The 25981-nt window shown below is 38.8% G+C and carries 21 protein-coding genes and 1 tRNA gene; 3 read left to right on the top strand and 19 right to left on the bottom strand.

Translation table 11 applies throughout. The features are described from left to right. Positions 1-13: 13 nt before the first annotated feature. The 6 genes from pyrF to typA form a co-directional block, all read right to left on the bottom strand. Entirely contained in the window at positions 14-709 is a 696-nt protein-coding gene (pyrF, locus tag M1F63_RS03010) for an orotidine-5'-phosphate decarboxylase (RefSeq protein ID WP_049504706.1), read from the bottom strand. 229 nt (positions 710-938) lie between these two features. Further along, positions 939-2093, bottom strand: coding sequence for a cell division protein FtsQ/DivIB (locus tag M1F63_RS03005; RefSeq protein WP_049504704.1), 1155 nt, complete (start codon positions 2091-2093; stop codon positions 939-941). 9 nt (positions 2094-2102) lie between these two features. Further along, positions 2103-3161, bottom strand: a complete 1059-nt coding sequence (locus M1F63_RS03000) for a UDP-N-acetylglucosamine--N-acetylmuramyl-(pentapeptide) pyrophosphoryl-undecaprenol N-acetylglucosamine transferase (protein ID WP_049504702.1) — start codon at positions 3159-3161, stop codon at positions 2103-2105. A 1-nt stretch (position 3162) separates the two neighbouring features. Next, positions 3163-4515, bottom strand: a complete 1353-nt coding sequence (gene murD, locus M1F63_RS02995; RefSeq protein ID WP_247940679.1) for a UDP-N-acetylmuramoyl-L-alanine--D-glutamate ligase — start codon at positions 4513-4515, stop codon at positions 3163-3165. A gap of 117 nt (positions 4516-4632) precedes the next feature. Further along, on the bottom strand, positions 4633-4887 hold the full coding sequence (locus M1F63_RS02990) for a DUF3165 family protein (protein WP_000262661.1): 255 nt from the start codon (positions 4885-4887) through the stop codon (positions 4633-4635). Between the two features lie 19 nt (positions 4888-4906). Beyond that, positions 4907-6748, bottom strand: a complete 1842-nt coding sequence (gene typA, locus M1F63_RS02985) for a translational GTPase TypA (protein WP_000164119.1) — start codon at positions 6746-6748, stop codon at positions 4907-4909. Positions 6749-6906: 158 nt separating this feature from the next. Here typA and M1F63_RS02980 point away from each other — a divergent pair, with 158 nt between their 5' ends. Continuing rightward, on the top strand, positions 6907-7632 hold the full coding sequence (locus M1F63_RS02980; RefSeq protein ID WP_247940678.1) for a 16S rRNA pseudouridine(516) synthase: 726 nt from the start codon (positions 6907-6909) through the stop codon (positions 7630-7632). 40 nt (positions 7633-7672) lie between these two features. On the opposite strand, the gene M1F63_RS02975 is transcribed toward M1F63_RS02980, so the two are convergent. From M1F63_RS02975 to M1F63_RS02965, 3 genes are all read right to left on the bottom strand, one after another. Further along, positions 7673-7906 (bottom strand): hypothetical protein, encoded by a 234-nt coding sequence (locus tag M1F63_RS02975; RefSeq protein ID WP_001088138.1) that lies wholly within the window; start codon positions 7904-7906, stop codon positions 7673-7675. 86 nt (positions 7907-7992) lie between these two features. After that, on the bottom strand, positions 7993-8373 hold the full coding sequence (locus M1F63_RS02970) for a rhodanese-like domain-containing protein (protein WP_049518942.1): 381 nt from the start codon (positions 8371-8373) through the stop codon (positions 7993-7995). After that, entirely contained in the window at positions 8370-8603 is a 234-nt protein-coding gene (locus M1F63_RS02965; protein WP_044135604.1) for a YqgQ family protein, read from the bottom strand. Before M1F63_RS02965 ends, M1F63_RS02970 begins: the two co-directional genes overlap by 4 nt. A gap of 102 nt (positions 8604-8705) precedes the next feature. Here M1F63_RS02965 and M1F63_RS02960 point away from each other — a divergent pair, with 102 nt between their 5' ends. Together M1F63_RS02960 and M1F63_RS02955 are read left to right on the top strand one after the other, a co-directional pair. Continuing rightward, on the top strand, positions 8706-9614 hold the full coding sequence (locus M1F63_RS02960) for a LysR family transcriptional regulator (RefSeq protein WP_001222578.1): 909 nt from the start codon (positions 8706-8708) through the stop codon (positions 9612-9614). Between the two features lie 44 nt (positions 9615-9658). Further along, the gene (locus M1F63_RS02955; protein WP_247940677.1) at positions 9659-11458 is read left to right on the top strand and encodes an N-acetylmuramoyl-L-alanine amidase; all 1800 of its coding nucleotides are present in this window, start codon (positions 9659-9661) and stop codon (positions 11456-11458) included. A gap of 28 nt (positions 11459-11486) precedes the next feature. Here M1F63_RS02955 and M1F63_RS02950 read toward each other — a convergent pair whose 3' ends face one another. From M1F63_RS02950 to M1F63_RS02905, 10 genes are all read right to left on the bottom strand, one after another. Then, positions 11487-11804: a hypothetical protein gene (locus M1F63_RS02950; RefSeq protein ID WP_247940676.1), complete on the bottom strand. Its 318-nt coding sequence runs from the start codon at positions 11802-11804 to the stop codon at positions 11487-11489. Positions 11805-12030: 226 nt separating this feature from the next. Beyond that, entirely contained in the window at positions 12031-12930 is a 900-nt protein-coding gene (locus M1F63_RS02945; RefSeq protein ID WP_247940675.1) for a DUF6287 domain-containing protein, read from the bottom strand. A 294-nt stretch (positions 12931-13224) separates the two neighbouring features. Continuing rightward, positions 13225-13297: transfer RNA gene (locus M1F63_RS02940), tRNA-Thr, on the bottom strand. Positions 13298-13521: 224 nt separating this feature from the next. Continuing rightward, positions 13522-20010 carry a S8 family peptidase gene (locus M1F63_RS02935; RefSeq protein WP_247940674.1) on the bottom strand — a complete coding sequence of 2163 codons (6489 nt, stop codon included), beginning with the start codon at positions 20008-20010 and terminating at the stop codon, positions 13522-13524. Positions 20011-20439: 429 nt separating this feature from the next. Further along, a complete protein-coding gene (locus tag M1F63_RS02930; RefSeq protein WP_070696900.1) occupies positions 20440-21225 on the bottom strand; it encodes an ABC transporter permease in 786 nt (261 codons plus the stop codon). Between the two features lies 1 nt (position 21226). Then, the gene (locus tag M1F63_RS02925) at positions 21227-22045 is read right to left on the bottom strand and encodes an ABC transporter permease (RefSeq protein ID WP_000240154.1); all 819 of its coding nucleotides are present in this window, start codon (positions 22043-22045) and stop codon (positions 21227-21229) included. Position 22046: 1 nt separating this feature from the next. Next, a complete protein-coding gene (locus M1F63_RS02920) occupies positions 22047-23039 on the bottom strand; it encodes an ABC transporter ATP-binding protein (RefSeq protein ID WP_001240789.1) in 993 nt (330 codons plus the stop codon). Positions 23040-23358: 319 nt separating this feature from the next. After that, positions 23359-23904 carry a histidine phosphatase family protein gene (locus M1F63_RS02915; RefSeq protein WP_001066186.1) on the bottom strand — a complete coding sequence of 182 codons (546 nt, stop codon included), beginning with the start codon at positions 23902-23904 and terminating at the stop codon, positions 23359-23361. Positions 23905-23955: 51 nt separating this feature from the next. After that, positions 23956-24888: an alpha/beta fold hydrolase gene (locus M1F63_RS02910; RefSeq protein ID WP_247940673.1), complete on the bottom strand. Its 933-nt coding sequence runs from the start codon at positions 24886-24888 to the stop codon at positions 23956-23958. A gap of 130 nt (positions 24889-25018) precedes the next feature. Further along, on the bottom strand, positions 25019-25900 hold the full coding sequence (locus tag M1F63_RS02905) for a class II fructose-bisphosphate aldolase (RefSeq protein ID WP_001019005.1): 882 nt from the start codon (positions 25898-25900) through the stop codon (positions 25019-25021). Positions 25901-25981 lie beyond the last annotated feature (81 nt).

Here is a 25981-nt window from a genome sequence, read left to right as displayed (position 1 = left end):
TATTTCTTTAATTTCAGTCTTGGTTCCATTCATTCTTGATAGCATGATAAGCTACAACAGGATCCTCAGCTTGGGTAATAGGACGTCCTACTACGATATAGTCACTACCGATTTGATAAGCATCCGCTGGCGTCATGACACGTTTTTGGTCTCCTACGGCAGTTCCCGCCGGACGAATTCCCGGTGTCAGACAGATAAAATCTGGATTGGTGGACTGCTTGATGAGTTGCACTTCCTGAGCTGAACAAACCACACCGTCCAAGCCCGCTTCAGCTGTCTTCTTGGCATAGTGAATCACAGACTCTTGCAGGCTGGTTTGGATATTTTGAAAGTCTCTCATTTGTTCTTCAGAAGTTGAAGTCAATTGAGTGACAGCAATCAATTTTGCTTCTTTTCCAAGACCTTCACGCGCAGCCTTCATCATCTCCACACCACCTGCAGCATGAACATTGGTCATGTCTACACCAAGCTGAGATAAGACCTTCATAGCCGATCTAACTGTATTGGGAATGTCATGTAGCTTGAGGTCCAAAAAGACACTATGCCCCAGTGACTTCAAATAACGGACAACTTCCGGACCTTCCGCATAATAAAGCTCCATCCCCACTTTTAAATAAAGACTTTCTTCTGCTGGGAAAAGAGATAAAAATTCCTTGACTGCCTCAAAACTAGGAAGATCAAGAGCAATAACTGGACGATGTTCACGCATACCTTTCTCCTTTTACCTTTGTAAGCTAGAGAGCATGAAAAAAGGAACCTGCCAACAGCAAGGTTCCACGAAAAATGGGTAGAGTCCACCCTTTCACCGTCTAACCTTAGCTGCCTCTCTGGACTGCTTTAAAGGTTTTTTTCTATTCTATTATTTATAGTAGGACTTGTCAAGCAAAAACTTGAAACTGGACTTCTATACCATTCAAAAATCAAGAGAAAAAGTTAGTCTAACGACTCTGTGACTGCTGGCTCGTTTGACTTTGATTTCCCTGTTCTTCTTGTTTTTTCTTTTCTTCTTCCTGTTTTTTCTTCTCAGCTTCCTTAGCCTCTTGCTTGGCTTTTTCTTCTGCTTCTTCTATCAGCTTATCCGCTATGGTATAGCTGTATGCTCCAGCCTCCATATCGACTACACTCGGTTCAGACAATTGTGGCTTGATTTTGCTGTAATAAGGCAATTTCTTGCTCAATTCTGATAGGGGAACCAAAATCTCATCTGTATCCAGCATGGTAATTTTTAAAAGATCTGCTGTTGCCTTGCTCGGCGCTAATTCGATTTTCTGGATTTGACTCTTGATATCCTCACTGATGGTAGACAATCCTGTTATCAGCTTTTTCACCTGCTGCTCATCGTTAAAGGTAACTGTCAGATAAGTCTCAGGCAAGTTTAAGCGATCAACAGGAGTTGACTCTACTGTACCACTAGAAAGAATTGGATAATACTCTTCACCAGACACATAATAACCAACAATATCAAATTCCTTAACCTCAATCGTAAAGTTAGTCGGAAATTGATAGTTAATCTTCGCTGATTCTATCCAATGATTGGACTTGATTCGCTCAGCGTATGTTTCCTTATCCAACAATAGAGCTAAAGTATAGTCGCTATCTTGAATCCCAGAAGCCTGTTTGATGTCATCCGCCTGGGTGTTACTATTCCCCTTAACCTCGATATTTTTGATGGTCGAAAGTGGAGTCAATAGATAGACTGAAAGAAGGAGGACCAGGACACTGGGTACCAAGATACTCACAGCTCGCCAAATATGAACAGGCGCAATTTTAGGTTTGGCTGGTTTCTCTGGTTTTTCTTTTTTCTTCTTCTCTTTTCCCTCTTTGACTTTCCGGTCATCCTTTTGAGATTTTTCTTCTTTTTCGGATAGTTCCTTGCTTGGACTTGAGGCTTCCTCATCTGACTCACTCGATGATTTCTTGGATTCCTCCAATAGTTTCGAGTTGGCTTCCTTACGAGCTTGTTTTTCCTTTTCCTTCTCTTCAGCAAGGGCAGCTTCTTCCTCAGCCTTCTTCTTCAGGTATTCCTGGTTTCGTTTCTGCCATTCAGACAATTCTTGCTTCTGGTTTGATTCTTTTTTCTTATCCTTTGACATTGATATTCCTTATGCTAGGTCTTTTCTTAGTAGATCGTAAAAATCTGCAAGAGATTTCAATTCAGTCGAAGCTTTCATGCTAGCTTGGTATTGATCCTTGTGACTAAGCAAGTGACTGAGTTTCGCCTCCAAGCTTTCCAAGGTCAAGTCACTTTCTTGAAGTTCTTCTGCGTAGCCTTTCTTAACAAAATAGGCAGCATTTTCAATCTGGTCTCCTCGACTTGCTTCACGACCCAATGGTACGATGAGATGGAGTTTCGCCATGGCCAAGAGTTCGAAAATCGTATTGGCACCACCACGCGTTACCACCACATCTGCCATCTCCATCAAAGGTTGATAGAGATCCGTCACATAATCAACACGAAAGAGATTTTGACTCAACTCATTGAGGCTAGAATCTCCAGTGAAATTGATAATATTGTAGCGCTCTGTCAGTTCTTGCTTATAATCTGTCACCAATTGGTTAAAGACACGAGCTCCTGCAGAACCACCAACAAACAATACCGTTGGCAATTTAGGATCAAAGTGGGTTTGGATATCCACCAATTCATCTGGTTCAGGAGTGTTTTGATCTGAAACCTTTGTCACTGCTCCCACATGCTCGACTTTTGCGAGACCAGCAGCCTGCTCAAATGTCGAATACATCTTGGTCGCAAATTTATAGGCGATTTTATTGGCCAAGCCCATAGAAAGGTCAGATTCATGAATAAAGACAGGCACTCCTGACACTCGCGCTGCTATAACCGGCGGTACAGAGACAAATCCTCCCTTAGAAAAAAGAGCCTGTGGACGCAGTCGTAACATGATAAAGAGAGATTGGACGATACCCCAGGCAACTTTAAAGACATCTAGCATGTTTTGCCAGGAGAAGTAACGACGCAATTTCCCTGTCGCTATGGAATGGAAGGTCACATCCAGACCTGACTTGAGGATTTCTTGGTGTTCGATCCCACGCTTGTCCCCGATATAGTGGACTTCCCAGCCATCTTCTATGAACTTGGGCATTAACAAAAGGTTGAGGGTGACGTGTCCAACCGTCCCCCCACCTGTAAAGACAATTTTTTTCATATTATTCCTTTAACTCCGCAACTGTGTCGATAAAGAGGTCGCCACGTGCTTCAAAGTTAGCATACATATCCCAGCTAGCATTGGCAGGACTGAGGAGAACAACATCTCCTTGAGTCGCGAGCTCATAAGCCTTGCGGGTCGCATCAGCAATATCTGTCGCATCTACATAAGCCACACCAGCCTTATCCGCTGCCCGTTTGACACGTTCTGCAGATTGACCGAGGATAACCATCTGTTTGAGGCCTGTGATATCTGGCACCAATTCGTCAAACTCATTTCCACGGTCCAAACCACCTGCAATTAAGATAACCTTACTGTTGTCAAATCCTGACAAGGCTTTTTGAGTCGCTAAGATATTGGTTGATTTGCTATCGTTATAGAATTTGACACCCTGAATTTCATCCACAAATTGGAGACGGTGTTTGACACCTCCAAAGGATGAAAGAGTTTCCTTGATGGTTTGATTATCCACACCACGGAGCTTGGCTACAGCAATGGTCGCAAGGGCATTTTCTACATTGTGGCTACCTGGAACACCGATTTCACTAGCTGCCATGACCACTTCGCCACGGAAGCAGAGTTGACCATCATCCAGATAAGCTCCATCAACCTTTCCCAATGTTGAAAATGGTACAACGGTAGCTTGTGTTTTGGTAGACAATTCTTTTGCCAAATCTTGGTTAAAGTTCAAGACAAGGAAATCAGCTGCTGTCATCTTGTTCTGGATATTCCACTTAGCTGCCACATACTCCTCAAAAGAACCATGATAGTCGATATGAGTTGGCATGAGGTTGGTAATAACCGCAATCTCAGGATGGAATTCTTGGACACCCATCAGTTGAAAAGAAGAAAGTTCCATGACGAGCGTGTCCTTGGCTGTCGCAGTTTGAGCCACTTGACTAGCAGGATAGCCGATGTTCCCTGACAAGAGACCGCGTTGACCAGCAGCAGTTAAAACTTCCCCAATCATCGTCGTTGTGGTTGTTTTCCCATTTGAACCAGTGATACCGATAATTGGCGCTTCCGAAATTAAATAAGCCAATTCCACCTCAGTCAAGACTGGAATCCCCTTTGCCAATGCTTTTTCAATCATGGGATTGCTATACGGGATACCTGGATTTTTCACCATCAGAGCGAAATCTTCATCCAAGAGCTCCAAAGGATGCCCACCAGTGACAACCTTGATCCCATCTTCCAGCAAGCTTTGAGCAGCAGGATTTTCCTCAAAAGGCTTGCCGTCATTTACTGTCACAATAGCACCTAGCTTGTCTAGCAAACGGGCCGCAGACTCACCAGACTTAGCCAAACCTAAAACAAGAACTTTCTTATTTTTAAATTGATCGATTACTTTCATGTCTCAAACTCCATTTCTACTCCTACTATTTTACCATTTTTATGGAAATAATACTAAACGAAAATGCTCTAGTCCTCATTCTGACATCGAAAAAGAGAGCCATAGCTCTCTTTCTATTTATCTTCTTCTGCTCTTTTTTACTGGCATGAGCGTGATGTCTCTCAAGCTAAAGTAGGCTAGAGCCAGCATGGCGATTGTGACAAAGAATTCTGTCGGTAATTGGAAGATTTGCAAGATGGACAACATCAGCAAAATCAAGAGAGCAACAACTACAAAGACCAAGATAACGATGTTGACTGTTCCTTTGATACTTTGGGGTGTCGCAAATACATAGAGTAGTAATAAGAGTATCCCTATGATTAAATAGACCATCTTTATCTCTTTCTAGCTCTTATTCAGCTGATTTTTTCTTTTTGTTGGCTTTCTCGCGCTCTGCCTTGTTGAGGATTTGCTTACGCAAACGGATAGACTCAGGCGTTACTTCCATGTACTCATCGTCATTCAAGAACTCAAGAGACTCTTCAAGGGTCAAGATACGAGGTGTCTTGATAACCGCTGTTTGGTCCTTAGTAGCTGAACGAACGTTGGTCATTTGTTTGGCCTTGGTGATATTAACAGTCAAGTCGTTTTCACGAGAGTTTTCACCGATGATCATTCCTTCGTAAACCTCAGTACCTGGGTTGACAAAGATTGTACCACGTTCTTCGATAGACATGATTGAGTATGTTGTAGCCTTACCAGCATCAATAGAAACAAGAGCACCACGGTGACGTCCACCAATTTCTCCTGGAATCAATGGCAAGTATTGGTCAAAGGTATGGTTCATGATACCGTAACCACGAGTCATTGACAAGAACTCAGTTGAGTATCCAATCAAACCACGCGCTGGAACAAGGAAGACCAAACGAGTTTGACCATTACCAGTTGAAATCATATCCAACATTTCACCCTTACGTTCAGAAAGGCTTTGGATAACAGAACCTTGGTATTCTTCTGGAGTATCGATTTGAACACGTTCAAATGGTTCACATTTAACACCGTCAATTTCTTTTACAATAACCTCTGGACGAGACACTTGAAGTTCATACCCCTCACGGCGCATGGTTTCGATCAGGATTGACAAGTGCAATTCTCCACGTCCTGAAACAGTCCATTTATCTGGTGAGTCCGTTGGGTCAACACGAAGGGAAACGTCTGTTTGCAATTCTGCTTGCAAGCGTTCTTCTACCTTACGAGAAGTCACCCATTTACCTTCTTTACCAGCAAATGGTGAGTTGTTTACCAAGAAGGTCATTTGAAGCGTTGGCTCATCGATGTGAAGGATTGGAAGAGGCTCAACTGCATCTGTCGGTGTAATCGTCTCACCAACAAAGATATCTTCCATACCTGAAACGGCAATCAAGTCACCTGCTTTTGCTTCTTGGATTTCACGACGTTCCAAACCAAAGAAACCGAAAAGTTTTGTAACACGGAAGTTCTTCGTTGTACCATCTAGTTTAGAAAGGGTAACTTGGTCCCCAACTTTCACACTACCACGGAAGACACGACCGATACCGATACGACCTACGAAGTCATTGTAGTCCAAAAGTGAGACTTGGAACTGCAAAGGTTCATCTGAGTTGTCCACTGGAGCAGGGATATGGTCGATAATGGTATCAAAGATTGGTGCCATTGTTTTTTCTTGATCAGCTGGATCATCTGACAATGAAGAAGTCCCGTTGATAGCTGAAGCATACACCACTGGGAAATCAAGCTGGTCATCGTCTGCACCAAGCTCAATGAAGAGCTCCAACACTTCGTCTACTACTTCTGCTGGACGAGCTGATGGTTTGTCGATTTTGTTAACAACCACGATTGGGACAAGGTCTTGTTCCAAGGCTTTTTTTAATACGAAACGAGTCTGTGGCATGGTTCCTTCGTAGGCATCTACGACTAAGACAACACCATCAACCATTTTCATGATACGCTCAACTTCTCCACCGAAGTCCGCGTGTCCTGGTGTGTCCATGATGTTGATGCGTGTGCCATTGTATGCTACAGCAGTATTTTTGGCAAGAATTGTAATTCCACGCTCTTTTTCGATATCGTTTGAGTCCATAGCGCGCTCTGCCAATTCAGTACGTGCATCAAGCGTTTCTGATTGTTTCAACAATTCGTCAACGAGGGTTGTTTTCCCGTGGTCAACGTGGGCGATAATCGCAATGTTACGGATATCTTCTCTTAATTTTGTCATGATTTCCTCTAATATTTAAATTTTTATTTCTAACTGAACAATTATACCACAGTCTCATTCAAAAATCACAGTTCAGCTAAGTGTAAATGTTTTCACTCTGCTTTTCTAGTCAAGGCAACTCTTTTCAAAGTCAGAGACTTATGATATGATAAGCTGGTATGCGTTTAGATAGATTATTAGCCCAAGAAATGGTCAGTCGCAAGGCTATGAAACAGGCTCTGTTAAAAAAAGAAATCCTAGTGGATGATTATCCAGCTCGCTCCCTCGCCCAAAATGTTGATACAGGATTGCAAAAACTAGTCTTTCAAGGACGGCAGATTCAAGGATACGAGCACAACTATCTCATGCTTCATAAGCCAAACGGAGTCGTTACAGCTAGCAAGGATAAGAAACTGCCAACCGTCATGGACCTACTCCCACCTGACATCCAGTCTGACCAGCTCTATGCTGTCGGCAGATTAGACCGCGATACCACGGGACTGCTGCTTTTGACAGACAATGGACCTCTTGGCTTCCAACTCCTTCATCCCCAGTACCATGTCGATAAATCCTATCAAGTGGTAGTAAACGGACCGCTCACGTCAGACCATATCCAAAAGTTCAAGGATGGAATTGTCTTTTTAGATGGGACCACTTGTAAACCTGCTCAGCTTGAAATTCTGTCCGCAAGCCCAACAGAGAGCCGGGCCTCCATCACTATCTCTGAGGGCAAATTTCATCAAGTCAAGAAGATGTTTCTATCAGTTGGTGTCAAGGTGACTGCCCTAAAACGAATCCAATTCGGTGACTTTACATTAGACCCAGAACTAGCAGAAGGGCAATACCGTCCCTTGAATCCAGAGGAATCGGAAATCATTAAAAACTACTTAGAGAAAAGTGGATAAAAGAAAAAAGCTTTATGTTTAAAGCTTTTTTTGTTTTTACTTATCTAAAAACTATTGCGATTGCTAGAATCCAGTTAAGAACAGAAACTACAAGTCCTACGATATTGAGAATTTTTTCTGTTTTATAGTCCAGTCCAGATTCTTTTTGGTATGAAAAAGCCAAGACCAATCCTATGATCCCTAAAATCAGACCCACTATTGGCGATAGCAAACCAAGGACGATAGATAAGATACCTAAAATAAGTGAAGGTTTTTTCTTTTGTTGTGAATTCATATTATAAAATCTCCTTAAAATTAATATAAATGATGATACCATAAAATGCAAGCTTTATCTATCATTCGACAGTTTTTAACAGAATGTTAGCTAGTCTTGACTTTCCCGTTCCAAGAATCCAATCCATAAGAAAGGATATAAATCTCAGAAAAACCTTGTTTTTTCAAATAAAGTGCTGCATTGGTCACTCCTTGTCCGCGTTGGTTTTCATAGAGAAGGACAGGTTTATCCTTACGAAGGGCTGCAAGGCTTGACTTCAACTGATTTGAAGGAATATTGCGAGCTCCGAGGATATGTTTTCTGTGAAATTCTGCTGGTTCACGGATGTCAATCAATTGCCCTTTCCGAATCAAGGCTTCAAATTCTGCATTATCCACAATCTTAGCCGCACGACGAATACGAAGGTAGTTATACCCCATCCATGCTGCCATCGCTAGTACGATTCCCCACAAAAACCAAATTGTCATAAGTTCTTATCTCCATTTTTCTCTATGTAGTCTAATTCTATCTTGTGCTCTCTACGAAGAACAGCTTCCGCCTCTAGATAGTCTAGCTTGTCCATCAGACCTGCATCATAGATCCGAGAGAGTTCGAGCTTCATCAGTTCAATATCATACAAACGCTTCCCCATGTAAACAATAATGCCAAACTGTTTGAGAAATTGCTGCACATCATAGAATGTTTTCATAGCTTCCATTCTAACAGATTTTGGAGTTTTTTTCAATACTGGACCGGCTCTTTCCCCCTATTTTCTTCGTCTTCATTGCCCATTCTTCCGCAAGTATGGTACAATAAAAACATGAGAATTCAACAACTACACTATATTATCAAAATCGTCGAAACTGGCTCTATGAATGAGGCAGCCAAGCAACTCTTTATTACCCAACCCAGTCTCTCTAATGCCGTTCGAGACTTGGAAAATGAAATGGGCATTGAAATCTTTATCCGCAATCCCAAGGGCATTACCTTAACCCGTGATGGGATGGAGTTTCTCTCCTATGCCCGTCAGGTCGTTGAGCAAACTCAGCTTCTGGAGGAACGCTATAAAAATCCTATCGCCCACCGCGAACTTTTCAGCGTTTCCTCTCAGCACTATGCCTTTGTAGTCAATGCCTTTGTCTCTTTGCTCAAGAAAAGTGATATGGAAAAATACGAGCTCTTCCTTCGTGAAACTCGGACTTGGGAGATTATCGATGACGTCAAGAACTTCCGTAGCGAGGTCGGTGTCCTCTTTTTAAACAGCTACAATCGCGATGTTTTAACGAAAATGCTAGATGACAATCACCTGCTAGCCCACCACCTCTTTACCGCTCAACCCCATATCTTTGTTAGCAAGACCAACCCTCTAGCTAAAAAAGACAAGGTCAAACTGGCTGATTTGGAAGACTTTCCTTATCTGAGTTATGATCAGGGGACGCACAACTCCTTCTACTTTTCAGAGGAGATTCTTTCACAAGAGCACCACAAGAAATCCATTGTTGTCAGTGACCGTGCCACCCTCTTTAACCTTTTGATTGGTTTGGATGGTTACACCATTGCAACAGGGATTTTGAACAGTAACCTCAACGGAGACAATATCGTTTCCATTCCACTGGACATTGACGACCCGATTGAACTAGTCTATATCCAGCATGAAAAAACCAGCCTGTCTAAGATGGGCGAACGCTTTATCGAGTATCTACTAGAAGAAGTTCAATTCGATAATTAATAGAAAAATGAAAAAGGGAAAAAGAAAAAGTTAGGAAATAAAAAGTGAAAAAGATACTACTGACCAGTGCTTTAATCCTTTCAATCGCAGGATTAGCACCCGCATCCGTCTTAGGAGAAGAAAACACAACTCAATCCACATCTGCTGTCAAGGAAGCAATTGTCAAAGAAGAAAAGAAAGAATCGAGTGTTGAGAAAAACTCTAAATCAGAGGTGCTTCCGAAAGTAGATGTGCAAGAAGACAAGCCCAAAAAAGAAGGATGGTACCAAGAAAATCATCACTGGCGCTTTTACCAAGATGATAAACCTGCTTTGAACTGGAAACAAATCCAAGGCAAATGGTACTACTTCGATCAAGATGGTAATCGTCTTCATTCTACTGTCTACAAAGGTTATGCCTTTGACCAAGATGGTGTCATGATAGAAAATAGCTGGACCAAACTGGACAATCAATGGTATTATGCTGATTCCTCTGGACGACTTGCTCAGAACACCTGGAAAAAAATTAACGGCTCTTGGTACTATTTTGACCAAATTGGAAGTATGCTCAGCAACACTGCCGTTGACGGCTATCTGCTCACAAAAAGCGGAGCTATGGCAGAAAAGGGCTGGACTAAATTAGACCAAATTTGGTATTATGTCGCTCCTTCTGGAAAAATCTCACAGGATAAATGGGAGAAAATCAACGGTTCTTGGTACTACTTTGACAAAGACGGTGGAATGTTGAGTGCGACAACCTTCAAGGGCTACCTCTTTAACCAGAGTGGAGCTATGGCCGAAAACAACTGGGTCAAAATCAAGGATACTTGGTTCTATGCCAGCAGTTCAGGGAGATATGTCCAAGAAAACTGGCAAAAGATTCAGGGTTCCTGGTACTCATTTGACCAGAATGGTGGAATGTTAGCAGACAAATGGAAGGGAAGCTACTACCTCAAAACCAGTGGAGCCATGGCGGAAAAAGAGTGGATCTTTGATAAAGCCTACAAGAGCTGGTTCTATCTAAAAGCGGATGGCCGTTATGCAAATCAGGAGTGGATTGGAGCATACTACCTCAAGTCAGGTGGTTACATGGCAAAGAGCGAATGGATTTACGATAACTCTGACAAAGCACGCTACTACCTAGATGATAATGGACATTATGTTTCAGGAACTTACAAGATAGACGGTAAGGAACACCTGTTCCAAAAATACGGCCAATGGATTTCTGAAGTTTCAACTGAAGGCGGATTTACAAAAGGCCTATACAGCAATACCATTTTCCTAGATCCTGGGCATGGTGGTCGAGATTCAGGAGCTTTTTACTACAATGTAGCTGAAAAAGATCTCAACATGCAGATTTACCGTAAGCTTCGTACTAAGTTAGAAGAACTGGGCTACAAGGTCCTCACTTCTCGTGATAGTGATATTGACGTTGATTTTGTTACCGAACGTTCTCGTATGGTTAATAAGACCAACTCTGACATTTTTATCAGTATCCACTTCAATGCAACTGGAAGCGCATATTCAAAAGCGAGCGGTATTCAAACCTACTCCTATAGCGATGAACCTGATTATCCAAGTAAGATTAATAAATACTGGCACAATCACCCAGATCGTATGAGTGAAAGCAAACGCCTCGCCGCTGCCATCCACTCCTCTCTTCTAGCAGAAACAGGGGCCAAGGATGCTGGCCTGTTGGAGAGTAGCTATGCCGTCCTACGCGAAACAGCCAAACCAGCTGTCCTCCTAGAGCTTGGATATATGGATAATTTCTCCGAAAACCAACAAATCAGAGATAGCCGCTACCAAGATAAACTGGTCGCAGGTATTGTGAAAGGGATCCAAAAATATTACGCTGGTCAGTAAAAAAAGTCTCGAGAAATCTCGAGACTTTTTATTTATCTTCTTTTTTATCCTTATCAGGAAAGAGAAATCCAATTCCCACACAAGCTAGCACACCGGCACCAATCACCAAACCACTTGAAATTGGCAAGAGATCAAAAATAGCATTTGCAATGATAAAGGCAATGATCAAGCACATCAGACTAGCCTTATAGTCTTTTTTCAAAAGATTTTCTAGAGTGAAATAGAGGAATAAGCCAACTGGAATCAGTGACCAGAGGTTGACATCCAAACTTGGCCATCCAACAGATCCGAAATACAATACTAGCGCTGCTGCTACTAAAAATACAAGTCCCAATAATTTTTTCATTTTTTTGTCTCCATTTTCTTTTTAATTGACTTGAGTTGTCTGATACTGACCTCTCACGTCCCTTACAAAAATCATTATAGCAGAGGAATTTCTCAAGAACAAGACCTTTTGCCTATCTGGTCAATATCTCTGTCTATGTGGTTGAATAGTGGTGATAAAAGAAAAAGAAGTCCTAATGGGCTTCTTGATTTTGCTGATTGTAACAGTATTTTTGAACGAATACCATCTAGTTTTTCTTTTCCTTTGACTCTAGAGAAGATTTGATTGCTTCACGATCTGCTTGCAGTTGAGCTAAGTTCTTTTCTGCTTCCTCAAGTTTACTGGTATCTGGTTTCACACGATAATAAACATCTTCTGGTTTCATTAACATAGACCCATAATCTTGGCCCGAAAGTAGTCTTTCTTCAGCATGATTGCTTTTATCCGTAATCTTTCCATCATCAGCAGGTTGCATAACAACTCCACTTGGAACAGCAACTACTACAAATCCTCCAGCAACAGAATCTTTTACCCACGCACTGATAGACGCTGTCTCAGGGTTACGACTATCTTGACCTTTTGAAACCTTTAATCCAACTAGAGATTCGTACTTTTGATCATTTGTAAACCAAGTCGCATCTACTTCTCCAGAATCATTAATAATGTATTCATTACCAGATTGACTACGCCAAGTGCCTTCTAAACTAGACAAATCATTGTTCTTGATTGCTTCAATATCTAATTTTGGAACAGCAGTTTCTTTCTTGAACTTGCTAACAAGTGCTTCTGCTTCCGTAATTTTGGTATCTAAAGCAGTCAGTTGATCCTTGAGTTTCTGAATTTCCTCTTGTTTATCCTTATCAGTCTCATCCGTTTTTCCTTGGCTTGTAGACGCTTGACTTGTTGTCACTGTAGTTGAAACAGCAGACGATGCTTGGTTTGACTCTTTCTTTCCGATCAAAGAATTTGAAAAAATACTTACCAAGATGAGAGTGACTGAAGTAGCGAGTGTTAGGCCAATATAGATTTTAATATTTCTAGTTCCTCTCGCAAACTTTTTAGTTGACTGCGCCTCTGCCAATTCTGATGCAGTCGGCTTGCGGCCATTCGCCTCCTCAAATTGTCTTACCCATTCTTTCTTATTCATAATTTTCTCCTTTTTGATTTACATTCAGCCAAGCTTGCTAGACTTCATTCGTTATTATCCACGGATTTTATAATTTTTAGAAAACCTATGCAAAAAAAATCTAGAATGATTAACAGCCTATAGTCCACTAAAACGGAACGAAAACAAGTGCTTATTAAAATATATTATACCACAAAATATAAATTTTAGTTTTAATTTATAAGTAGGAGTTTCTGACGTTAAATAGAACCTATCTCAAACGTTCCACCTTTCCTATATTTACAAAAAAAGAAGCCCGTTTGGACTTCTTGATTCTGCCGATTGCAGGGCTTGAACCTGTGACCTACGCGTTACGAGTGCGTTGCTCTACCAACTGAGCTAAATCGGCGATTACCCTTTTAGTATAGCACTCTGAGAATAGATGTCAAGAAATTTTTATCTCCATTAGAAAAAGCCTGTCCTGAGACAAGGCTTTTACATATATCTCTATTAAATCTCCCATTTTCATAGAAATCTAAATAATATATTTATAAATCAATACTTTCACAAAACTATGTCATCACCTCACTATCTAATCTCAGTACATAAACCATTTTTTCTATAGCTTTTGTCTTAATCTTTATTTTTTCTCTTCAATCCAAGAAAAGCTCCTACTATAAACATGATTCCGGCAGCTAATAGTGTCTGGGCTCCGCTTGCTGTTCCGGTTTTTGGCAACTCATTAGGATTGTTACTAGTTGATTTACTATTGATGTTGGTATTTTTATTAGTTAAGTTTCCTTGTTCATTTAGATAAATGTTCTTGTTAATTTCAAAGTTTTTATCATTTTCATCAGAAACAATACTGTTGACATCATTAGTTGAATTAGATTGTGTTTTTTCTTTCTTTTTCGATACATCAAAAGTAGGTTTATTTTCCTCCTCCTTTTTCTCCTCTATTTTCTTGAATACAGGTTTTATAAAGGTATCTTTTGATAGATTAAGAACATAGCCAGCGTCTTTTTTCCCTTCGAAACCAGAAATTTCCCAACCATCAAATTGGTATCCTTTTTCTAATTCACCCATATAGACAGGTAACATAAAATCTTCTTCCGACACTATCGTTGAACTCATTTCTTTTCCATTTTGAATTGTCACAGTCACCGTATGAGGTTTTAATTCGCTTACCTCTCCCGTATCTTTGTTTAAAATGAATTCTTTTACGGTTGTATTTCTTGCGAAATCTTTTACAACAATCTTAATGTTTAGTGTCTTATCTGTTAGTTGTTTAATATCATCAAATGATTTGTATTCTTTTCCATTAACATAAATATGTTGTTCTTGAATCTCACCATCGAATCCATTATTTCTTTTATCATTGATGTTAAAGACTACAGATTTTCCATTAGCATATTCGATACTAGTATTTCCTTTTGGATCAATCTTTACTTCTGGTTTGACATTATCATATAAAAATTGATAATGTACTCCAACCGCTTTCGCATTCAAATCGCTATAGCCAGTTTGAAGATAAACATTTCCATCCATATCTGTTACCTTATCTGGGAATCCGTTTGCTTTATAGTCTTTCATCCCCCAGTCCATGATGTCACCGTCTTTAACATTAAGCTTAATGTTAAAATCTCTAGTGTTATCAATGTGTAAATCTCCGTAGATTAAATAATTATCTACAACCGATTCATTAACTCTCAACTCCCAGTTAAAACCACCCTTATCAGAAATCTTACCTCTTAAATAAAATTCTGGATTTCGTACATAAATTTTATTAGTTTTAGATGGATTAAAGTAGTTCTTGTCCATTGAGAGGTTTACTGGTTTTGCATCAATAAATAACGTAGAGCCATCTTCTTTTATAGCTTCTACATTGGACTTATCCTCTCCTGTGTACTCTTTACCATCCTTACCAAATAATACAAGTTTAGAAGGATCTGTCACAAGATTTCCATCGTTATCGATTGCCTCCCCTTTATCATTCATTTTAAATGTAAACACTTGATACCTTACAATGTTAAAGCCGTCCAAAGCCGACATTAATACTGATTGAGTACTTCTTCCATCTTCAACATTTCTACTATCAGCATAAATTGTTGTTTCTGATAAAACTCTTAGATTAGGATTGGCCTTTTGGATTTTTGCTATATCTTCCTTGTTATAGACTCCATTCCCTTCTAACATATCCGTTTTTCCAGGATTATAGGTAGTCACTTTTAGTGCATAGCCTTTTCTCAGAATGATGTTATCCTTTAATAGATATTGTTGTTTTTCTGAATCAGAATAGATTTTACCAGATTCCATGTCCGTTAAATTATTTGGTTTATTTTTTGAAAGATCTCCTTCTCCTAATTCTATTACATTCCCATAACTTGATGCATACGGATATTCTGCTTTAGTTTCCTTATTTTTTTCAGGCATTCTAATTTTAGTTTCAGCTTTTATCTGACCATCATCTTTGACAAAAAACCTCATATCTCCTGCAAAAGCTAATCCATCCACAATATCATTAATATTAGCGTATAAATCAAATGTCATCGTTTTTGAATGGGAATCATACTTGGTCGTTTTGATTTCTATCGATTTATAGTTATTTCCATAGTATACCTTGGCATTTTTAGAAACATTACTGATCTTTCCAAGAATTTCAAAGTGTCCATCTTTAGATGGGTTTAGAATGCCATAAATTTTTGATTTGATTTCATCAAGTTTTTCAGTTTCATATTCTAAGGCACTACCATCGTCATAAGCAATGATATTTCCCTTATCATCGTATTTATAATCGTATTCCTCTATTCTCTTACCAGTTTCACTTGTAAAGTCATCAACTTCTCTGAATTTCTTTTTAATGAGTTTCTTTAAGTCTTTACTTTCAAAATCTCTAATTGTTGAAATAGTTTTATGAATAGTCAAGCTAGATTTTTCTTCGGTAGCCTCTTCATTTTCTTGATGATGTTCTACTTCAGTTGTATCTTTTTTAAGACTATCCTCTTTTCTATTTTCTAAATTTTTAAATTTAGATTCGGAAATCTCGCCAAGCTTTTGGTATTTAGATGAATCTTGATCAGGATCTACTAGATAATAGGAAATCATCCCATTTTTATCAGCATGATCAGCAAATTTAATTCTATGAATCTTTGTGAAATTGCTAGAACCGTCTAATGCAATCACTTCAATGATTTTTCCTCTTAAATCTCCTGCACCTTTAATTTCATAAATGGTATTTCCGTCTTTGTCAAGTTTTCTATTTCGTCCTTGACCCTCACCTGCATAAGTGACTTCAAGATTTTTCTCAACCTCTCCATCTTCATTAACAAGAGCGGCCCCAGCATACCAAACTTCGTTGGCAATCTCGTCAAATTTTTCAGGATGTTCTTTTTGATCTCTCGCAAATAGCGTTTCATTCTTATATTGCTCTTTGACCTTGTGATAAGTATCCTTTGTAATTAACTTAATTTTTCCAGGGTTTGAAAAATCAATTGAAACAATCTTTGGAGGGGTGTTATCAATTTTTACAGGAATATAAGAAACCTGCCATGGGTAATCCTTGGTTAATCTATATTTAAATTTATAGAAATATTGGCCTTCCGCAATCGGTTCAAATTGTCCTCGTATCTTAGTAGCAGGATCTTTTTTGTCATTACTTTCTGGGGCATTTTCTTCTCTACCTCTAGGGTTATAAATGAGTCCATCCCATTTCAAGTCACCCCAAACTTTTAGCTTAGAAGATTTAATGCCCTTTGCATCATTTCTTTTAGAGTTTAAAATTCCTTTAATAAAGTGTTCTCTCGAAATGACTTTTAAGTCTTTTTGATTTTCTCCTTCTTTATTTGTATTTACTATTGAAATCACCCCTTCTTCTGCACTTCTTAATACAAGTGGAGAAGGCGTTAATCCTCTCTCAAGTTGAGCATCTTGAGGATTTCCATTTGAATCTAAAGGATAGATTTTAGCAATATTAGAGCCACTTGATGAAGGTGCGTTGATTCCTTCGTTATTGAAAGCAAATAATTCTGGATTTTGATCTAGGGATGTTGTATTTTTATCTTTTCTATTTTGGATAACTCCTGCTGGATTAAATTTATCTATACCATGTTCTCCACCAATTCCCTTATTTAAGGTACCTGGAATTTTTGGTTTACCATCGTCATCATAACCTTCCATCGCTTTTGATTTTGACCCTTCTTCCCAGGCCCATTTATCAAGTATTGGTTCGTGGTTCCAATTCCCAGCAAATCCCATTAGAGGCATCGATAGAGATGGTTGGAAATTTGTTTTCTTCCCGTTGGAGTTTAGAGCTTCCATTTCTTCCACTGACTCAAAATGAATAAATGATTCTACAAATTTATTTTTGTTTTTAGCCTCTCCAACATTTATAACCGCATTTAAATCAAAGCTGGAATTTGGACCTATAGTGAAAGTGTCATGCTCAAATGTGATATTTGCTCCTTTGACTTTTTCTGGGTGAATTTCTGGAACAATTTGCTTCCCGTCCGGAGATTTTTCATCTTTATATGTTTCATCGAGTTTTAGCCTATCAGTTAGAGCATCTGTAGTTACAGTTGATGCTGAAACTTTAAAGGTTAAAGGTCTATTTGAGGTATTGTGAAGCTTGATTGTAAAGTATTTTTTATCACCTTTTATTTCTTTAAGAGAAATGGAACCATAAGAGTTTACCAAACCTTTAGAATCCGTGTTTTTGAAAGTCGCTACGACTTCATTTCTCAAAGCATTGGCAACATTAATTAGCCCCGCTCCCTGCTGTCTAGGTGATGCAAAGTATTGGCTTTTTTCTTTCCAAGAAGTTGCGTCCATCATAGGTCTTGCAGTATTTTGTAGGGCTATTTTTGTAAGACTTGTAAGGTCTATTTTGTCATCTCCCTTAAGATTTTTCAAGACAGGTCTTTCAAGCAATTCCTTTAATTTTGGTCGAATCAAAACAGTAGAAGCTGCTACGATTGGAGTTGCCATGCTAGTTCCTGACATATAACCATAAGTAGATTTACCATTGATAACATTTAGAGTAGATTTAATATTTTTACCAGGTGCTGAAACATCCGGTTTTAAAAGCAAATCTGTTCTTGGCCCCCAAGATGTAGACCCTGCTGGAACTATAATATCTTCTTTATAAAGTTCTTTGTCTGTGTCAGGTGCAAAATTAAAGTCAATTTCTTTTTCATCACCTACATTCGGTTTATTAGAATTATAGCTTTCCATATCAATTGGATAGTATTGTTCTAAGTTATCTTTAAAATCTTCCTTATTATTTCTTTTGACTTCAGTTTTTTTATCAGGGTTAATCATGTTCCATAATTTTACACCATCATCTCCTGAAATTGAAAATACTTGACTTTTAGTCCCTTCATCCGCTTCATATCCCATAGCTGGAAGGTCTGTCCAATTATCTCTATTGTAGTAATTTACAGTATTTACAACCATAATGGCACGTGCGCCTTTATCCATAGCTCTTTTAAAAGCATCTTTTAAATCCTTGGTATAAATTCTATCCATTACTGCAATTTTGCCCTTAAGATCCAATCCTATCAAATCTTGGTCTTGACCTTTGCCTATATATACAAATTTTAATGTATTTGGAGTTTTTGACCCATCCTCATTTGTTAGGATTTTATTTTTATCGAAAAAAGCCCCTATATTTCTGTATTTAAAACTTTGTCCTCCAATGTTAACCTTATCAAACTCAATGGTTTGATTCTTAGCAGAAGCGACCGCTATCGCATCTTCATGTGCGGCAGTTCGTGTTACATTTCCAGTATCTGTCATTTTCAGATTATTATTTGCTACTAAATCCCAAGAAGAACTTGAAGCAGAAGTCGCAAAGTTACCTGTAGCAACAACCATTGGGATTCCTGCTTTTCTTAATGCTCTAATAGCCTCCCAATATTTCTCGCCTACAAGACCTGTTCCCGTAAAGCCAGATGATACCGAAACAACATCGACATTGTGTTTGATCGAATCTTCAATAGCATGAAACATTGTTTCATCACCCGCAAACCCAGATCCTGCGTCAGAGTACATTTTATAAGAGAAAATTTGTGCATTAGGCGCAATTCCATCTATGCCATTAAAGTTCTTGATATCTTTTTCAGTATCATTTCCAGCAAGAATCCCTGCAATATGCATCCCATGTGGGTCAAAATAATCCCTACCATCATCATATTTTTCTACAGTGATTTTACCACCATTATAATAATTGAACGCATGAGGGATTTTATCACTCAACCAATAATTTTTATCAGTGCCTTTTAAGTCTTCTTTTTTAAATTTCATTGAGTCTTTGGCATCATCATCGATCCTCATAGCCTTATGCCTATAATCTGTTCCAGTATCGATATTTGAAATGACCATACCTCTACCATCAAAATTTTTTCCAAATGGAGCATTAATAGACTTTAGGTAATCAATAGCTTCCTCAACTCCAATTTCCTTTCTGGCATGATTCATCATTGGTTGAACTTTTTGTGATCGTTCAACCGATGAAACACCTTCTATTTGTTTAATTTTGTCCAAATTATCTGGAGTTGTTTCAATTGCGGTGCCATTAAAAATCGTATTATAGGTATATAAAACTTTTGTGTCCTTCAGTTTTGATAGTTCCTTAATTATTTTTTCTCCAGATTCTTTATCTTTAAATTCAGCAATATAGACAAGTTTATCTTCTTTTTTGGGACTTTCCGTGTCCTTACTTACAGACGAGTCTGCATTATCTCCTTTGGGTTGCTTGGAGTCTTCTTTGATACTTGCTCCTTCGTTACTAGTTTTTTTGTCTATCTCAGACTTTCTACTAACAACCTCTTTTTCCTCAATAACTGTTGTCTTCTTCTCCTCAGTATCCTTTGAAGTTTCTATAACATTATGAAGTTCTTCAGATTGTTCATTTTTTTCTGTTTCTTTATCTGCTACTACTTTTTCTTTACCAGAAATTTTTAAAGCATCTTCAGAACTAGGTGCATCTGCTACTACTTTTTCTTTATCAGAAATTCTTAAAGCATCTTCAGAACTAGGTGCATCTGCTAAAATTACCTCATTGGGGGCATATGCTGCTAAAATAACTGCAGCAGTAGTTAATGACAATACCGTACTTTTTTTCATTATAATTCCTTCATTTTTTATTTTAAACCCAATAGATAGAAAACTTTAACCTTGCTAGCCTTTGTTATAAAAAGTTTTATGACGTATTATCTAGTGGGATAGAGTAGTACATTTATATATAATTGTTAGCTCTCTGAAAAATAGTATATCAATTAAAAAATTTTAAGTCAAGAAAAATTAACACGCATTAATTTTTTTTTTAATGTACATTAAAAAATATAAACCCAAAACTTTCGTAGTTAACTGGGATACATTATCAGCACATTCACACCATCAAAAATAGTAGCAATCAACTGGAATAATTACCAAAATCGCAAAAAGGGGTATGGATAGAATATATGCCTTAATAAACATGCAAAAACAACCGCTATAATTTTCAACGGTTGTTTGTAACATATTTAATGTTTAAATCTCATCCTATTTTATATCTTACGAACCCGCACTTTCGTAAGCGTCCAAGCCCCTGTCCCAGAGTTTTAAAGAAATAACAAAGAAAACAAGGGAAATCAAAATCAACCCACCAATGTTAAAGAGCCCGTCTTTATCCTGCAAGAAATAGCTGGCAGGATAGTAGGCTGTAAAGGCGAAAGGTACGATAAAGCTAATCAACCAACGAAGGAGCGAATTGTAAATGGAAATCGGGTACTTGGCAAAATCATTAAACATATAGAAAATATAAATCATGGCACCTGACTGCTTGGTCCAAAAAGCGATGCTGGCAGTCGCGATTTTCAAGGAAGTATAGATTAAGGTCGCAAAAGGAATACAGACTAGAAAAATCAGGAATTTTGGAAGAGTCCAACCAATGCTAGACACTGTGGTCGCTAACAAAATACCACCGACCAATAGTTCGCCCAAGGCATCAATCTGAAAGGTCTCAACCAAGATGTGAAAAAGAGGATTGATAGGACGCGTCAGGTACTTGTCAAACTCTCCTTTTCGCACCAAACGTTGCCCCAGAGCCCAGAGATTGTCAAAAAAGAGATGATCTAGTCCCTTGGGAATTAAGGAAAATCCATAGATAAAGGCGATTTCTTGAAAAGTCCAGCCTTCTAAGGAAGGAATGTGTTGAAAGAGCACATTGAGAAACAAGAGGTTCAGGCCTTGAGTCAGAAAAACTCCTAACACGCCCACCACAAAATCGACCTTGTATTCCATGATTTGCTTGATGTATTGTCTGATAAAAATCAAATGCATGCGTTGATATTTTTTCATACTAACCTCCTTGAATAGTGATAAAGGACTGGACTCGTTTCCATATCAACTGAGACAAGCCCACCATCACTATGAGCCAGAAGAACTGTAGCAAGAGTGCTTGAAGAATCTGACTGGCATCGTATTTCCCAACAATGATCATAACTGGAGTATAAATCAAAGATGAAAAAGGCAAGAAGGACAAAATATCAGAAACAATCTTTGGAAAGAAAGCCAAGGGAATCAGACTTCCAGACATAAAGGCCACTATAGAAGTCTTGAGTAGATTGGAACCCCATAGATTTTTAAAGACAAAGGCTGAAAATCCAAAGCAGATATTAAAGAAAAAGTTGATTAGGTAGGCTAGAGTTAAGCTAAAAAGATAAAGGATGGTTAAGCCCAGCAATTCTACAATTCCTTGTCCTGATAAGATTTTCATCAAGACAATGACACTTAAAAATGGCAGTCCAACAGAGATAAAAATCAACCACTTGGAACCAAGCTCCGTAAAGAGATAAGAGGCCGCAAAATGCACTGGTCGCAACAAGCGCATGATAATGGAACCATCCTTGACCTCCTCCCCGATCATAAAGGAGCTGTCCGACCTAGTCAAAAGATTAGTCACAAAGCTCATGATGATGTATAGGGTGATGTCTGCCATACTAAAGCCCTGAATCAAAGATTCTTGCGAGGAATCAAAGACAGCCTTCCAGAGATAGAAAGCAACAAAAGCTCCCATAACATCCCCAATCCGATAAAGTAGAAAGTTGACTCGATAGGTAATCAACTCCTGAATCCCTGCATTGATAAAGGGTTTATAACGTCTCCACAATTTGACCATCTTAGAGCTCCTTTCGGTAGAAGCGACGGATAATATCCTCAATATCCGTATCCAACATCTTCAAATCGCGAATTTCAAAATCAGACAGGGTTTGCTTGATAATATCAGCTGACTGGTAGCGGGAACTATCAAATTCAATATTGAGGCTATTTCCTTGTCTATCAATGGTCATATCAGGCAGGCCTTCATAGTGAGAAAGGAGATGACTTTGACCTGGTAGCAGTTCAAAGGAAAGAGTCTTCATCTTGCCAAAGGTCTCCTTGAGCTGGCTAACCGTTCCATCAAAAATCTCTTGCCCCTTATCAATCATAAAAATTCGATCACAGAGTTGCTCAATGTCGCTCAGGTCGTGAGTGGTCAAGAGGATAGTTGTTTCTTCCTCCTGATTGATCTGGGTAATAGCCCGACGAATGTTGTCCTTGACCGAAACGTCCAAACCAATGGTCGGCTCATCTAAAAAGAGAACTTTAGGATTGTGGAGCAAGGAAGCCGCAATATCCGCCCGCATCCGTTGCCCCAGTGAAAGAGTCCGCACGGGGTCTTTGATAAAGTCCTTCAAATCCAAGACTTCATTCAAAAAGTCCATGCGTTTATGAAAGAGCGAGTCCGGCACATCGTAAATCTCTTTTAAGACCGTATAGGTCTCTTGCAGAGCCAAATCCCACCATAGCTGGGTACGTTGTCCAAAGACCACACCAATATCTTTAACATAATCCTGACGATTGTCCTGCGGAATCTTGCCGTTAATCCGACAAAAACCAGATGTCGGTTTTAAAATCCCTGTCAGCATTTTGATGGTTGTTGACTTCCCAGCACCATTTGCGCCGATAAAACCTAGAATTTGGCCCTTGGGTACCTCAAAAGTCAAATCCTTGACCGCTTCAAAGGTCTGCTTTTCAGGATGAATAAAGGAGCGCAAAGCCCCTTTCAAGCCTGGTTCCTTAACAGTCTTCACAAAATTTTTCTGAAGATGTTCCACTTCTATCATTGCCATATCTATCTCCCTATCGCAAGGAATAGCAACATTGTATTTTTGACTACAAATATTCTAAGTCCTTACTTTCTAAACTTTCTAATTGTTATTCTTACAGAAGGCTTTATACCAACCTATTATAGTCCAATAAAAAACGGAATGCAAGCGTTTGCCTACAGATTATGAAATTAGAGATTTCACTCTTAAAATGCTATTTTAAATCCAAAATTCTGGTTTAATAGTTTCCTTAAAACACCAAAAAGACCTGCCCGATGGGCAGGTTACGAGTTGTAAAAAGCAAACTATTTTGATCAATATGATTCACTATTTAATCAACGAACTAATCTTTCAAAATTCTTTTCACAATCCCATCTCTATCAATTAGAAAACAATCTGGAAAGGTCATATGCTCCCATTTTTCATAATCAAAACTGGAATCAAAGTGATGTAGTAGTATTCCTATCAAATTCCCGTGTGAACTAAGTAAAATCATTTTTTCTGAGTATCTCTCTTCCAATTCCATTAAAAAATTTAGTACTCTAGCTAGTGCGTCTTGATTTGATTCCCCTTCTAAAAGAGATTCACTAGGATTTTGCCATAAATATTTAATACTGTCTTCAAACTCAGAATCTTTTATAAAGGTTGAAGATAATTTTCGCTCTCGTAACCGATTATCAAGAACTATTTTATCAAATTGAATTGGCGAGCTATTAATCGTTTCAAATGCTCGTTTATAAGGACTAGAAAAATAATAATCAATATTAAAAGAATTCAAAAAATCTAACTGGTCAAGAGATGAGAATCCTTTTTCTGATAAAGTTCTATTGAAATCATCACTTGAAAATCTTGAATGAGCATGTCTAAGTAAAATATAAGAATTATTCATAAGTCATTACCTTTCAATTATTATCATCAGTCTCAATGGATTTTTAAGCCCTCAATTATTCTCTAAAAATTCTTTAATGCGAGAAACAATAGCATCGCTTTGATAATGATAGAGGTCGTGAGGCGCATCCATATAGACGACTTGAACATTAGACTGGTCGCTTGCAAATCTCTCTGCATAACGTTGCCATTCTGATTGGCTAAAACTGGTGCCTTCGCCGTTAGATACCAGTAATAAGGTGGGAATTTTCGGATTGATGCTAGAGGGAACTTTCTTAGCATTTTCCTTTACCGTTTGAGATTCATGAAGCATGGCTTGTGACATCAACTGCTTATAAGCTAGAAGTTTATATTGTTTTCGTTCATTTTCGGTCAGAGTTTGATTTTTTATATAAAAAGACTCAGGTAAATAGCGTAATAAACCAATCTTGCTACTCCAATATGCCACAGTGAGCAAGGCCTGATTATCCTTTAAATTCTCATAACTTGACGGCAGTGCCCAATCCAGACCAATCAAGGCTTTCACTTCATCAGGATACTTCTCCTGCCAAGCCAAACTCTCTAGACTAGCCATGGAATGAGACAGAATGATAAACGGCCCTGTGATATTTGCTTGGGAAAGAGCTTGGCGAGTCTCAGACAAAACCTCCATCACATCTCTTGAATGATTGCTATCATCACTATAACCATATCCCGCCCTCTCCACGATAACTAGCTTATACTGTTTCGATAAGGATTCCGATACTTCTTTAAAATCCAATATAGGAGAAGCAATACCAGCACCTGAGATAACTACTATAGTCTCAGGACCATCCCCTTCAACGTAAACATTTATTTGATGTCCATTGACGAGAACTTGTTGCCCCATAGGTGTCAGTGAGGCTTTTTCCTTTTCCAAACAGATACGGTGAAAGATGAATGTAGCGAGTAAAAACAAAAGAATGAAACTAAGAAAGCCAAGAAACCATTTTTTCAGTATTTTCATAGCATTATTGTACAAAAATTAGACTCTTTTAGCAACTTAAGATAGATTCTTCCCCAACATATTCTCTATAGTTTCAAACACCAAAAAACCCACCTTCGCAGGCAGGTTTTATCTGTATTGTTCAGCTAGATTATGCTTTACCTTCTGAACCGAATACGTCGATACGTTCTTCAACTGATGCTTGGATAGCTTTTACACCGTCAGCCAAGAATTTACGTGGGTCGAAGAGTTTTTTCTTGTCGTATTCTGCTTCGTTTGCTTCGTAGTCACGAGCAAATTTACGAGTTGCGTTAGCGAATGCGATTTGGCATTCAGTGTTAACGTTAACTTTCGCAACACCAAGTTTGATAGCTGCTTGGATTTGGTCATCAGGAATACCTGAACCACCGTGCAATACGATTGGGAAGCCTGGTACAGCTTCAGTCAATTTTTGCAAGTGGTCAAGGTGAAGACCTTTCCAGTTTGCAGGGTATGGACCGTGGATGTTACCGATACCAGCTGCCAAGAAGTCGATACCAGTTGCAACCATTGCTTTAGCATCTTCGATTGGAGCCAATTCACCATCACCGATGATTCCGTCTTCTTCACCACCGATAGTTCCAACTTCAGCTTCTACTGATACACCATTTGCGTGAGCAAATTCTACAACTTTACGAGCTTTTTCAAGGTTTTCTTCAACTGGAAGGTGTGAACCGTCAAACATAACTGAAGTATAACCAACTTGAATACACTCAAGTGCATCTTCGTAGTGACCGTGGTCAAGGTGGATAGCTACTGGTACAGTGATACCCATTGACTCAACAAGGTTAGCGATCAAGTTGCGAGCAACTTTGTAACCACCCATGTATTTAGCAGCACCCATTGAAGTTTGGATCAAAACTGGAGCTTTTTTAGCTTCTGCTGCACGCAAGATAGCTTGAGTCCACTCAAGGTTGTTTGTGTTAAATCCACCAACTGCATAACCGTTGTCACGAGCTGCTTGGACAAATTTTTCTGCTGAAACGATTGCCATTTGTCAGGCCTCCTATATATTTTTTGGGACATCCCATTTACATTGTTCATTTTATCACTTTTTGATAAAAAAAGCTAGTTT

This window comes from Streptococcus oralis (assembly GCF_023109155.1).
GTDB classification, from domain to species: Bacteria; Bacillota; Bacilli; order Lactobacillales; family Streptococcaceae; genus Streptococcus; species Streptococcus oralis_BZ.
Note: the sequence above shows the minus strand (reverse complement) of the source record. Positions and strands in the feature narration are given on the sequence as shown.

Bases quoted from the DNA above. Each gene is read 5' to 3' on its own strand.
- M1F63_RS02990 (WP_000262661.1), bottom strand. From the start codon at position 4,887: ATGGTCTATTTAATCATAGGGATACTCTTATTACTACTCTATGTATTT.
- typA (WP_000164119.1), bottom strand. From the start codon at position 6,748: ATGACAAAATTAAGAGAAGATATCCGTAACATTGCGATTATCGCCCAC.
- M1F63_RS02935 (WP_247940674.1), bottom strand. From the start codon at position 20,010: ATGAAAAAAAGTACGGTATTGTCATTAACTACTGCTGCAGTTATTTTA.
- M1F63_RS02970 (WP_049518942.1), bottom strand. From the start codon at position 8,373: ATGACAATTTGGTTTTTGTGGGGAATCGTACTAGCGATGGCAGCATGG.
- murD (WP_247940679.1), bottom strand. From the start codon at position 4,515: ATGAAAGTAATCGATCAATTTAAAAATAAGAAAGTTCTTGTTTTAGGT.
- M1F63_RS02930 (WP_070696900.1), bottom strand. From the start codon at position 21,225: ATGAAAAAATATCAACGCATGCATTTGATTTTTATCAGACAATACATC.
- M1F63_RS02980 (WP_247940678.1), top strand. From the start codon at position 6,907: ATGCGTTTAGATAGATTATTAGCCCAAGAAATGGTCAGTCGCAAGGCT.
- M1F63_RS02975 (WP_001088138.1), bottom strand. From the start codon at position 7,906: ATGAATTCACAACAAAAGAAAAAACCTTCACTTATTTTAGGTATCTTA.
- M1F63_RS02915 (WP_001066186.1), bottom strand. From the start codon at position 23,904: ATGAATAATTCTTATATTTTACTTAGACATGCTCATTCAAGATTTTCA.
- M1F63_RS03000 (WP_049504702.1), bottom strand. From the start codon at position 3,161: ATGAAAAAAATTGTCTTTACAGGTGGGGGGACGGTTGGACACGTCACC.
- M1F63_RS02965 (WP_044135604.1), bottom strand. From the start codon at position 8,603: ATGGAAGCTATGAAAACATTCTATGATGTGCAGCAATTTCTCAAACAG.
- M1F63_RS02960 (WP_001222578.1), top strand. From the start codon at position 8,706: ATGAGAATTCAACAACTACACTATATTATCAAAATCGTCGAAACTGGC.
- M1F63_RS02925 (WP_000240154.1), bottom strand. From the start codon at position 22,045: ATGGTCAAATTGTGGAGACGTTATAAACCCTTTATCAATGCAGGGATT.
- pyrF (WP_049504706.1), bottom strand. From the start codon at position 709: ATGCGTGAACATCGTCCAGTTATTGCTCTTGATCTTCCTAGTTTTGAG.
- M1F63_RS02905 (WP_001019005.1), bottom strand. From the start codon at position 25,900: ATGGCAATCGTTTCAGCAGAAAAATTTGTCCAAGCAGCTCGTGACAAC.
- M1F63_RS02950 (WP_247940676.1), bottom strand. From the start codon at position 11,804: ATGAAAAAATTATTGGGACTTGTATTTTTAGTAGCAGCAGCGCTAGTA.
- M1F63_RS03005 (WP_049504704.1), bottom strand. From the start codon at position 2,093: ATGTCAAAGGATAAGAAAAAAGAATCAAACCAGAAGCAAGAATTGTCT.
- M1F63_RS02945 (WP_247940675.1), bottom strand. From the start codon at position 12,930: ATGAATAAGAAAGAATGGGTAAGACAATTTGAGGAGGCGAATGGCCGC.
- M1F63_RS02910 (WP_247940673.1), bottom strand. From the start codon at position 24,888: ATGAAAATACTGAAAAAATGGTTTCTTGGCTTTCTTAGTTTCATTCTT.
- M1F63_RS02920 (WP_001240789.1), bottom strand. From the start codon at position 23,039: ATGGCAATGATAGAAGTGGAACATCTTCAGAAAAATTTTGTGAAGACT.